This is a genomic window from Shewanella sairae (assembly GCF_023283535.1).
Lineage (GTDB): Bacteria > Pseudomonadota > Gammaproteobacteria > Enterobacterales > Shewanellaceae > Shewanella > Shewanella sairae.
This window is the reverse complement of record NZ_JAKILT010000236.1, coordinates 1-525: the sequence shown is the minus strand read 5'-3', so window position 1 is coordinate 525 and position 525 is coordinate 1. Positions and strand designations below refer to the sequence as shown.

Here is a 525-nt window from a genome sequence, read left to right as displayed (position 1 = left end):
TTGAGGGTGACTCACAAACCATCAACTTAACGGACGCTGTTGAAGCGATTGATATTGATAGTTGGGCGCTCACGGATGTGCAAGACGCTAATTCCCTTGGTGAAATTAGTCAGCAAACAGCAACAAGCTTTGATTACCTAGCAAAAACCTCTGGCATGACTTCGCTACCTTACGAAGTGCAAGGTGGTGGAAAAACATCAACCTCTCAAATTCTAGTGGCGATTAACGCTAAAGACACGGGAGAGCCCGATGTTAACACGCCGCCAACCGCGCAAAATATCACACTAGAAACATCAAATACGCAAGAGTTAAGTGTTGATTTAAATCAGTACATTTTTGACGCTGATAATGATGCGTTAAGCATTAAACACTTCATTACGACTTCAGAGCGATTTGCATTTGACGCCGACAATCATACCCTTACGTTTACACCAGCAGGCTTTGTTGGCGTAGAGCAAGCGGTTTATAGTGTTGAGGATGGTAACGGAGGTTATGCTGTTGCTTATATCGTTGTGACTTCAAAAA

At 43.2% G+C, this 525-nt stretch carries 1 protein-coding gene; it reads left to right on the top strand.

Annotation, left to right across the window (positions count from 1 at the left end):
* Positions 1-525, top strand: a 525-nt coding sequence (locus tag L2748_RS24360; RefSeq protein WP_248957853.1) for an Ig-like domain-containing protein, incomplete at both ends; no start/stop codon positions are given.